The sequence below is a fragment of the Peribacillus sp. TE19612 genome (assembly GCF_056279465.1).
The window spans coordinates 19,316-29,239 of the sequence record NZ_JBWCCL010000026.1; the positions used below are offsets into that span (position 1 = coordinate 19,316).

Genomic DNA, 9,924 nt, shown 5'->3' on the forward strand with positions numbered 1-9,924 from the left:
CATTACAGTTTAAACTAAGGTATTACATGTATACTCCGCCATTTACATTAATACATTGGCCCGTAATATAACTACTATTTGCCAGGAAAAGAACGGCTTCTGCAACTTCAGCTGTTGTTCCTAAACGTTGCATTGGAATTTTTGCAAGAAGATTATCCATCACTTTGGCTGGAATCGCCGCAGCCATTTCAGTTTCAATATATCCAGGACATATGGCGTTTACTGTCACTCCGCTTTTTGCTGTTTCTAGGGCTAAGGATTTGGTAAAACCAATCATACCCGATTTTGCAGCAGAGTAATTCGTTTGCCCAAAGCCTCCAGCTTGACCGATAATTGAGCTAATATTGATAATACGGCCATATTTTTGTTCAAGCATAGTATTAATGACCGCTGAAGTTGTATGGTAAATACTATTTAAGTTTACATTAATGACATCATCCCATTCATGTTTACTTAGCTTCTTAAAGGTTCGATCTCTTGTAATTCCTGCATTATTAATAAGGATGTCTACTCTACCATATTGGCTTATTGTTTCTTCAACTAAAGAATGTGCTTCATCTAAATTGGATACGTCTGTTTGAAAGGCAACAGCAGATCCGCCCAAAAACTCAATTTCTTCAATCACAGAATACGCAGATGTTTTGCTAGTATTGTAGTTAATCACAACATTTGCACCTTTTTTTGCTAGTTCCTTCGCTATAGTGGAACCAATGCCACGTGAACCACCTGTTACAATCGCAACTTTCCCCTTTAAACTATACGTATCTTCATTTTGATGGATTAGTTCAATTTGAGAAATAGACATTCATAACACCTCATATTTAGTTTTTTACTATTTTAGAATCAGATTTTATTTAGGAATGCTGATTATTTTGTTCTGCTGAGGAATCAGCAGGTGCAGAATCGATCTCTTGCTCTTTACCCACGGCTTTTAAAATTTGATTCATTTTTTTATCCAGTTTGGAGATACTTACCTTCAGTTTACTAATCTCACTTGATAAAGGATTGGTCAAAAGTTCGTCCTCAACTTTTTGATCAAGACATTCTATTTTTTCCTCTACATTAATGATAAGGGAAGCAATATTTGAAATTTCCTCACGATTAGGCATATTGATTTGCTTTAAATAGCTGTCAGTCGTATTTTGAATTAATTGCTGATAGTGTAGATAAGCACCTTGGAATTGTCCTAAATATTCAGAAAAGGCTTCTTTTTGTAGAGTTTCATGAATAGCTTCATTCATATTCGTTTCCGTTTTTTCGTACATACTCTTCCATAATGCAAATGGGTTAAATGGGTCTAGCGTTGTTTGGTTTGTCAACAAGATTCATCCCCTTTTTAGAAAATTCAAAATACTATTTCGTTAATATCTTACATCTCTGTAAACTATAAGTAAAATGCATTAAAGGAATACATAATATGAATAAATAGAATAAGTATGGATTAGATTGGCTTTTAGCTGAGTCTACCCCCTTTTTCAACTAAGTTATCAGGTTTGTGATTTCTTTATTTATGTGATTCTACGTTGACATTATTTGCATGTAGGTGTAAATTACACATATAAATCAAACACTTGATTAGTAGGTGATAGTAATGGTTTCGAAACGCAATAACATAAATGAGAATAAGAACGGAACGGGGAATGTAGTAAATGCACCAAAAAATTTTATTATTCCCGTGCTTTTATTGCTATTAAAGGATTGGAATGCACATGGATATGAATTAATGCAAAAACTCACCCTATTCGGTTTACAATCCATCGATCAAGGTAACTTCTATAGAATTCTCCGCCAACTAGAAAAGGATGAACTAGTCACTTCTGTATGGGATACAACATCACCCGGTCCAGCAAAGCGAATTTATTCAATTACCTCTGCAGGTGAGCAATGCTTAGACCTCTGGGCAAATTCACTAGGACAATATCAGAAAATGGTCGATCAATTCTTCAGCATGTACAGTCAATTCTTCGTTCCTCCCAGCTACACATCGAAGGAAGAAGATAAAAAGGAAAAATAGAAAAAGCCTCTAAGTAAAGACATTAAATCATTTGAGAAACTTAACAAATGACCATCCCATTGGTTTGGTGATTGTTTAAGTTTTTTATACAAAGGTCCGATATGGACCTAAGAAAAATATATTCTTTAAATGGAGGGTTTATAATGGCGGTAAAAAAAGGGGATATCAAGTCTGCAAATGTAATGGATTCTTTTTTCAAAGGTTGGTCAAACAATTTTGGCCTATTTGAGGAGATGGAGCTGAAAGCACTTCAGGCAATTGAAAGTCAGAAGGAATGGATCCAAGCAACCCGAGATCAATTTTTTCAGATGGAAGAGAATTCAAAAAAACTGACAACAGAATGGAAAACAAACGTTCAAGAGATATTGGCTAAGAACCAAAAAGAACTTGGCGGGCAAAACCTTTCGGAGTGGACCGATAAGCTTGAAGAAATTGGACATAAGTCTCAAACTCTTGCCTTCAGTCCAGGGAAAGCGTCTCTTGAAATCCTATCAAATTCACATGCTCAATTTGAAGCAACATTTATTAATTCTCTTAATCAGGGACAAAAAAACCGCTTAGAATTGACTAAATCTTTAGATAATATTGTTGAACAACTTAAACAAACACAACTTGGAGCACTAAAATCATTTGAAATACCTGTCAATACTTTGTAAGATCCCGTTTCACCGCACTGGAATTTCACTGTAATTCAATGCTGCATTGTGGAACATCTCTCTATTTTGTATTTGCGAAACTTCAATTAAAAAGTGCAGTGTTCCTGTATTACGGCTTCATATTGGTGATTTTGGTTGATAAATCATAACAAATAAGGAGAAATGCACATGAGATTAAAAGAGAAAGTAGCGATTATTACAGGAGCCTCCGGTGCAATAGGTGAAGCTACAGCTAAAAAATTTGCCATGGAAGGCGCCAAACTCGTTTTAGTGGACCTTAATATAGAGGATATTCAACAGACAGCAGCAACGATTCAAGAGATTGGCGGCGAAACAATTGGAATCCCTGTTGATGTGACAAACCGCGAAAAAGTGGAACAATTAATGAATAAAACGATGGACCATTATGGCCGAGTGGATATTGTCATTAATAATGCCGGCATCACACAAGATGCACAGTTGGTCAATATGACAGAAGAACAATGGAATAGCGTCATTGACGTGAATTTAAAAGGGGTTTTTAATATTGCACAAGCGGCAGCAAAAGTGATGAAAGAACAAAACAGTGGTGTGATTTTAAATGCTTCGTCTGTTGTCGGGACTTACGGTAACTTTGGTCAATCAAATTATGCCGCATCGAAGTGGGGTGTAAACGGTCTAACCAAGACATGGGCGAAAGAACTGGGTAAATACGGCATTCGTGTAAATGCAATAGCTCCAGGCTTTATCTCCACTCCGATGGTAGAGAAAATGCCTGAAAAGGTGTTAGAAATGATGAAGAAAAAATCACCATTAAATAAGATGGGTAACACGGAAGATATTGCGAATGGTTATGCATTTCTCGCTTCAGATGAAGCTCAGTTTATTACCGGTACTATTTTAAGTATCGATGGCGGCGTTGTTATTTAGTATGGATGTTTAATTTAATCGCACTGAACACATATACGAATAGAATAGCTATACAAAAAATATTGACCTCATTCTTAGCTGGGAACAGAGGTCAATATTTTTTCTCTCTAAGGTCGAGAAATCTATCATTCCATCATTACAGGAATGCTGCCCGGTTAGCTCCATACAAAAAAGAGTCGCCAAAGCAACTCCCTTATTGAAGTAAAGCACCTGTTGGTTAATAAAGAAAAGGCTGCTTGGACTCCTTTGAGTGTATATACATGGTTAGAAATAAAAAATAATAGGATTCAACTAAAAACGAATCCTATTATTTCTTACTATTTTACAAGGTCCTCTTTTGTTAATGAAACTGTTATATGTTTATGGCTACAAGTTCAGGAGCCACTGAAAATTGTGCTTCTGTTTTTTCTCTTACTTCTTTAACGGAAACATCCCCTTGCGTTTCGATAAGAACCATTCCTTCAGGTGTAAAATCAAAAACAGCCAGATCAGTAATTAATCGATTTACAACTTGCTGCCCAGTCAATGGCAATGTACATGCCTTTTTAATTTTCGACTCTCCGAGTTTATTCACATGCTCCATAATAATGACAACACGTTTTGCTCCGTTGACAAGGTCCATCGCACCGCCCATGCCTTTCACCATTTTACCGGGAATCATCCAGTTCGCCAAGTCCCCTTGTTCAGACACTTCCATTCCACCAAGAATCGCAAGGTCGATATGGCCACCACGAATCATGGCAAACGACTCTGCGCTGTCAAAAAAAGAGGAACCTGGAACTACAGTAACTGTTTCTTTTCCAGCATTGATTAAATCTGGATCCTCCTCACCCTCTACTGGATACGGACCAATACCAAGCAGGCCGTTTTCTGATTGAAGCAATACATTGCAATCATCTGGAATTTCATTTGCAATAAGTGTCGGCATGCCAATGCCCAGATTAACATTCATGCCATCTTTAATTTCCTGAACTGCTCTTTTTACAATATCCAAACGTTTGTCGTTCATATTCAGACACTCCATTCCATTAAGATTTTATGCTTTTACAACCGTCAGTCGTTCAATTCGTTTTTGATATTTCGATCCAAGCAGTAAACGTTGCACATAAATACCTGGTGTATGGATTTCATCTGGATCTAATTCACCTGGTTCAACAATTTCCTCCACTTCTGCAATCGTTATCTTTCCGGCCATCGCTGCAAGTGGATTAAAGTTACGAGCTGTCTTTCGGTAAACGAGATTACCAAGTGTATCCGCCTTCCACGCTTTCACAAATGCAAAATCCCCTACAATTCCTCGTTCTAAAAGATACTTTTTTCCATCAAAAATCTTCGTTTCCTTGCCTTCCTCAATTGGTGTACCAACGCCCGTTGTTGTATAAAAACCTGGGATGCCTGAACCACCAGCCCGCATTCGCTCTGCAAGTGTACCTTGAGGCGTCAATTCGACTTCCAACTCTTTGCTTAAATACTGCTGCTCAAAAATTTTATTTTCCCCAACATAAGAGGCTACCATTTTCTTTATTTGCTTGTTCGCAAGCAAAAGCCCAAGTCCCCAGTCATCGACCCCACAATTATTACTGACAACCGTTAAATCTTTTGTTCCTTGCTCTTTAAGCGCCTGAATGGAATACTCAGGAATACCTGAAAGCCCGAAACCGCCAACAATTATAGTTGAACCGTCCTTAATATCTGAAACCGCCTCCGAGAATGAACCCATTACTTTACCTTTTTTCATAAAATTACCCCTTTTGTTAACCTGAATATTCAGAAAAGTTACCTTGTTTAAAGTTTACATTTCTATTTTCTAGAAGTAAAATACATAAAAGGAATATAGAGTATGAAAATAAGGAATAAATAGGAGGGAATTATGGAATTACGAGACATACACTCATTTATCGAAGTCGCAAATCATAACAGTTTTACAAAAGCTGCTTCACATTCCTACTTAACACAACCTTCTTTAAGCAAAGCTATTAAAAAACTAGAAGAGGAATTGCATGTTGAACTGTTTGATCGCTCAACGAGACACTTACGATTAACAGATGCAGGACGGATTGTATACCAGCAGGGACAAAAAGCGCTAGTAGCATTGTCTGAATTGGACGTACTTTTAGATGAGCTCAAGGACATTACTGCAGGAGAAATTAAAATTGGGATTCCTCCTCTGATTGGCACACTTTTTTTCCCTGATATCGCCCGTCGTTTTAACCAAAAATATCCCAAAATATCTCTGGAGCTGGTTGAGCTGGGCGCCAAATTGATCGGTGAGCTTGTTGAAGATGGACTGGTGGATCTTGGTATTGTTGTAATGCCAACCAATGAGAAAAAATTCAACATCTACCCGTTTATTCAAGATGAATTCGTTTTATATCTCCACGAAGATCATCCACTCGCCTATAAACACTCCGTTTCTTTGGATCAACTACAAGATGAAAAATTCATCTTATTTTCGAAAGACTTTGCTTTACATGATTACGTTATACGAGCATGTGAAGAAAAGGGATTCAGCCCAGCTATCTCTTATCAAAGTTCACAGTGGGATTTAATCGTAGAGCTAGTCTCATCAAAACTTGGTATCGCCTTATTACCAAAATCGATTTATGAAAAACAAACTAATAGTAATGTCAAAATCGTACCGATTGAAAACTCAACTCTCCTTTGGAAACTCGGGATAATTACAAAAAAAGGAGCTTATCATTCTTTTGCATTAAAAGAGTTATTGAAAATGCAAGGAAAAGAAATTGATATTAAAGAATAACAATCAGTCAATTAAAATATTTCAAAGCAATAATAATTTGATAGTCTGATTTCTTCATCTGACACTCTGCAGTAATATTGTGGTATTAAAGGACCTAGCAAGCAGGCCTTCACAGATAATATAAGGGTAAGGACCCGTGTGTTTTTTTAAAATTTATAGTGAAGTAATCCTCAAAAGTTAGCTGGTTTTAAAGGTGTGGTGTTTCTAGTCGAGGCATAAAACAAGTGGAATTGTACTGCCACTACATATGTAGCAACTAACGTCATTTAATTCTAAAATAATGACGCTAAATAAAAAAGAAAGTTATAGTAACGTACTCTAAAAAGAGGTGATTTTCACACCTTTTTAGAGTATCTTTTGTATCAAAACTTATATCAAATTCTAATTATCTTAAACGGAGGTTGGGACTTAGAGCCGTATAAACAGCGAGGAATCCAGCTCTTAAACCTAGCTTGTTTTATATGCACAATCTCGACCAAATATAACTAAAATATCTGAGACTGTTCTGTGCAAAAACACTGTGCAAGCATTAAAATCCTTCTTTTTCCTTACTACTAGATTCCAATTCCAACTGGTGTCACAGCTTCGCGAGTTACTGGGCGGGATGTCATCTTTTCTACAATATATCAAATGAGAACAAGGCAGTTGACAGGCCTTTATTAGAGCTGGAACAGTTACTTGAAGAGATTGATTCAAATCGTAACAGATTATATGTAGAATATGAACCTACACAAACTATTAGTGCTCTATATCACAATGGGGAATTATATTTAACACCTGCTTACATTAAAGAGAGTTTGCAAAACAAATTCGTTCTGCCTGGATGAAATGTTACAGTCACTTTTAAAAATAAGGACATGGATGTCGATTACACAACTATTAATAAAAGAGGTAGGGCTCATAAAGGAATTTTAATCAATAAAGATATTATCAAAAAGTTGGGATTTGACTTCAGCACAAAAAAGTTTTGAATTAAAAGAAGGGTTACATGAGGATACATAATTTGTATTCTTTTGTAACCCTTAAAACGTTGATAGGCTAACCTTTTTAAAGATATAAATACAAGAATACAAATATTACAAGTGTTGTTATATATTTATATAGATTTTGTTATTATTAGTGCTGCTAAAACAAAGTATATTACCGTTTCTTTTTTTCTTGTATTTTTGTAATTTTATCTAAAATATAGCAAAAATAGCGTTGATATATCAATGTTTTAAATGAATACAAAGTAATGAATTTCAGTCTGTTTTTATGTAACTGCAAGTATTAGCCTCACGTAATTTGTATCCCGTAATCAGGAGGTTTAACATGTCGAAAATTCTGGATTAAAAGATAACTAGCTGTTAAGTTAACCTCAATTGGGAAACGAGTAAAAGAACTAAAACATGAATTCGTTTTTTTAGGAGACATATCACAAACCCGTTCTTTTCTCCGATTTCAAGGGGAGAACATGGAAGCAAGCAGTTTTAATGTATATATTCTTTTGCATGATAAGGAAAGCGTATGTGTTTTAGAGGAACACAACTTTTAGGACTCATATAAGTAATAAAGAGGTGAATGAGGTCCAACCTACGATAAGTATAGAAGACAGCTAAACCCCCTCGAGTAGCGACCTATGCTCGCTCGGACATTACAATAAGTCTACAAGCAAGGCAAGGAGAACATGGCTAAGGCCGAAGACAAAGAGAGGAACCCAAAGGCCAGGGATACATTTCTCGTGGCGAAGCCAAGCCCGCGCAGGGTCCAACAATCATAGCGTTTTTTATAGGTGATTGGTGGCCAACTAAATAAATAAAGGAAGACAGCTAGAACCCCGCGAGTAGCAACCTATGCTATCCGAAAAGTACTGTGCAATCTGTGCGGGCACGTTGATACTTCCTTTATATATTATGGGGAGGGATCACAGAAACTCTTTTTGACATTAGGTGGAGCTCCTAAATACTATGAAGGCTTATACAGTATGTATGTAAATATGGCGGCAGCTGAAAGAGTAGTGAGCGTGAAAAAAAGTGGAGTATAGATTAACTAAACGCTGAACCGACTCATTAATATAGAGTACTTACCTCGATTGAATTGCAAGACAGGGGAGGAATTATTGGTGATTATAGAAAAACAGCAAAAGAGCGAAAGCAGAGGAAGCGGCAAAAACTCCAGAAGAAAAAGCGGCTGAAGCTAAAGCTAAAGCTATGGAAGCTGCAGAGAAAGCTGAATACGTTTTTGAGGAGATCCGGGCATACCCTATTTTTTTACCTTTTCCCATAACTAACTCTTCCTTTCAATCTACTTATCTAATTTATTTATTATACAACTTAAATTTCACAAAATAATCCACTTAAAATAGCAATTTTTAATTGTCTACTATGAGTGTACTCAAAATTTACATTCCGAACATGTGTAATTGTGTTATTGTGACATTAAATGACTTATGGATTTTTACTTGTTATAGTTTAATAATTATGGATAAATTTCCAATTTTCATATAATGTAGAAGGAAGAAATGGAGGAATGAAATTTGAGATTTTTCAAGATGTTTTCTTTTTGCACTTTAATGATAGTATTCTTAAATGCTTGTAGTTTAGATACTACAAAAACGAAAAGTGAAATTTTAGAAATACCTAATATAGATGAATATACAAACTTATTAGTGCAAAGTGTTGATGAGGAAGGGGTATCTTCCAATTCAACTTCAAAGGTCATTACAGATATTAATGAAATACAAGCTTTTATAGAAAAAGTGAACAAAATGGAAGTTGTGCAACCTCCTAATAAGGAGTTATTGGAGAAGAGTAAAGAATTAAATAAAAAAGGGAATTACTTTTTTGTATTATCCGATAAAGAAACCATGGATAACAAAGTGTACACTATGTATTTTTTTAGTGATGGAAGGATTATGTTTCAAGAACCGAACGGAAAGAAGCAAGAAGCAAATGGAGCAGGACAGAAAATGATGTATTTATCAAAAGAAAAACATACTGATGTTCTTCTTGAAATGAAAGAATTATTAAACATTAAGTTTTAATTAATCTTTAATCAACTAACGGGTGCGTTAGCTGAAGATCGGAGCTGTCTTTAAAGGCAGCTCTTTCCTTATGGAACTAAAGGGGCAGGATAGTTTAATGAGGTGGAAATAATTTCATGTATGAAATAGAGTTTTTTTCGCTTATGCTGAAAAAAATGTGATTATAGGCGGAAAGTAGTGAACTTATGGATAAAAAATCGTTTATAACAATATTTATTATCTATGTTGTTTTGGACTCTATGAAAGATGTAGAAATATCGAATATGTGGATACTTAACCCATTAATTAAATTAATTGTCTGTTTCACAGTGTTTTATATTTTTGCATTTATTTGGAACTTTATTACTAAAGAAAAATTTTAAAAGATTAAATCATTTACCTAATATGCATAAGGCGACAATGAGCTAACGGGTACTCTACTTCAATAAGGGAGGTTGCTGAAGCAACCTTTTTGTTATGGAACTAAAGGGGCAGCATTCCTGTAATAACTGAAAATGAGGTTTGAACGAAAAAAGACCTCTTGATAAGATGAATGTGTCCTGAGCTGGCCAGCTAAAAAGGA

Annotated in this window: 10 protein-coding genes; 5 read left to right on the top strand and 5 right to left on the bottom strand. The window is 35.6% G+C overall.

Going from position 1 to position 9,924, the window contains the following annotated elements; genetic code table 11:
- Positions 1–22: 22 nt before the first annotated feature.
- Positions 23–805: a beta-ketoacyl-ACP reductase gene (locus tag ACZ9AO_RS25350; RefSeq protein WP_476111112.1), complete on the bottom strand. Its 783-nt coding sequence runs from the start codon at positions 803–805 to the stop codon at positions 23–25.
- A 49-nt stretch (positions 806–854) separates the two neighbouring features.
- Positions 855–1,319, bottom strand: coding sequence for a poly(R)-hydroxyalkanoic acid synthase subunit PhaE (locus ACZ9AO_RS25355; RefSeq protein WP_476111114.1), 465 nt, complete (start codon positions 1,317–1,319; stop codon positions 855–857).
- A 272-nt stretch (positions 1,320–1,591) separates the two neighbouring features.
- On the opposite strand from ACZ9AO_RS25355, the gene phaQ reads away from it, so the two are divergent.
- The 3 genes from phaQ to fabG all read left to right on the top strand — a co-directional run bounded on the left by phaQ (position 1,592) and on the right by fabG (position 3,579).
- Entirely contained in the window at positions 1,592–2,014 is a 423-nt protein-coding gene (gene phaQ, locus ACZ9AO_RS25360; protein ID WP_476111116.1) for a poly-beta-hydroxybutyrate-responsive repressor, read from the top strand.
- Positions 2,015–2,157: 143 nt separating this feature from the next.
- A complete protein-coding gene (locus tag ACZ9AO_RS25365; RefSeq protein WP_476111118.1) occupies positions 2,158–2,670 on the top strand; it encodes a hypothetical protein in 513 nt (170 codons plus the stop codon).
- Positions 2,671–2,838: 168 nt separating this feature from the next.
- On the top strand, positions 2,839–3,579 hold the full coding sequence (gene fabG / locus ACZ9AO_RS25370; RefSeq protein WP_476111120.1) for a 3-oxoacyl-[acyl-carrier-protein] reductase: 741 nt from the start codon (positions 2,839–2,841) through the stop codon (positions 3,577–3,579).
- 352 nt (positions 3,580–3,931) lie between these two features.
- Here the strand turns inward: fabG and ACZ9AO_RS25375 are convergent, their stop codons facing one another.
- Both ACZ9AO_RS25375 and ACZ9AO_RS25380 read right to left on the bottom strand, forming a co-directional pair.
- A complete protein-coding gene (locus tag ACZ9AO_RS25375; RefSeq protein ID WP_476111122.1) occupies positions 3,932–4,588 on the bottom strand; it encodes a 3-oxoacid CoA-transferase subunit B in 657 nt (218 codons plus the stop codon).
- Between the two features lie 27 nt (positions 4,589–4,615).
- Positions 4,616–5,317: a CoA transferase subunit A gene (locus ACZ9AO_RS25380; protein ID WP_476111124.1), complete on the bottom strand. Its 702-nt coding sequence runs from the start codon at positions 5,315–5,317 to the stop codon at positions 4,616–4,618.
- Positions 5,318–5,449: 132 nt separating this feature from the next.
- Here ACZ9AO_RS25380 and ACZ9AO_RS25385 point away from each other — a divergent pair, with 132 nt between their 5' ends.
- Complete coding sequence (locus ACZ9AO_RS25385; protein ID WP_476111126.1) at positions 5,450–6,340, top strand: LysR family transcriptional regulator; 891 nt, start codon at positions 5,450–5,452, stop codon at positions 6,338–6,340.
- A gap of 2,095 nt (positions 6,341–8,435) precedes the next feature.
- Here the strand turns inward: ACZ9AO_RS25385 and ACZ9AO_RS25390 are convergent.
- A complete protein-coding gene (locus ACZ9AO_RS25390) occupies positions 8,436–8,603 on the bottom strand; it encodes a hypothetical protein (RefSeq protein WP_476111128.1) in 168 nt (55 codons plus the stop codon).
- 252 nt (positions 8,604–8,855) lie between these two features.
- On the opposite strand from ACZ9AO_RS25390, the gene ACZ9AO_RS25395 reads away from it, so the two are divergent.
- Positions 8,856–9,362 carry a hypothetical protein gene (locus tag ACZ9AO_RS25395; protein WP_476111129.1) on the top strand — a complete coding sequence of 169 codons (507 nt, stop codon included), beginning with the start codon at positions 8,856–8,858 and terminating at the stop codon, positions 9,360–9,362.
- Positions 9,363–9,924: the final 562 nt, after the last annotated feature.

Bases quoted from the DNA above. Each gene is read 5' to 3' on its own strand.
- ACZ9AO_RS25390 (WP_476111128.1), bottom strand. From the start codon at position 8,603: ATGGGAAAAGGTAAAAAAATAGGGTATGCCCGGATCTCCTCAAAAACG.
- ACZ9AO_RS25375 (WP_476111122.1), bottom strand. From the start codon at position 4,588: ATGAACGACAAACGTTTGGATATTGTAAAAAGAGCAGTTCAGGAAATT.
- ACZ9AO_RS25385 (WP_476111126.1), top strand. From the start codon at position 5,450: ATGGAATTACGAGACATACACTCATTTATCGAAGTCGCAAATCATAAC.
- ACZ9AO_RS25380 (WP_476111124.1), bottom strand. From the start codon at position 5,317: ATGAAAAAAGGTAAAGTAATGGGTTCATTCTCGGAGGCGGTTTCAGAT.
- fabG (WP_476111120.1), top strand. From the start codon at position 2,839: ATGAGATTAAAAGAGAAAGTAGCGATTATTACAGGAGCCTCCGGTGCA.
- phaQ (WP_476111116.1), top strand. From the start codon at position 1,592: ATGGTTTCGAAACGCAATAACATAAATGAGAATAAGAACGGAACGGGG.
- ACZ9AO_RS25365 (WP_476111118.1), top strand. From the start codon at position 2,158: ATGGCGGTAAAAAAAGGGGATATCAAGTCTGCAAATGTAATGGATTCT.
- ACZ9AO_RS25350 (WP_476111112.1), bottom strand. From the start codon at position 805: ATGTCTATTTCTCAAATTGAACTAATCCATCAAAATGAAGATACGTAT.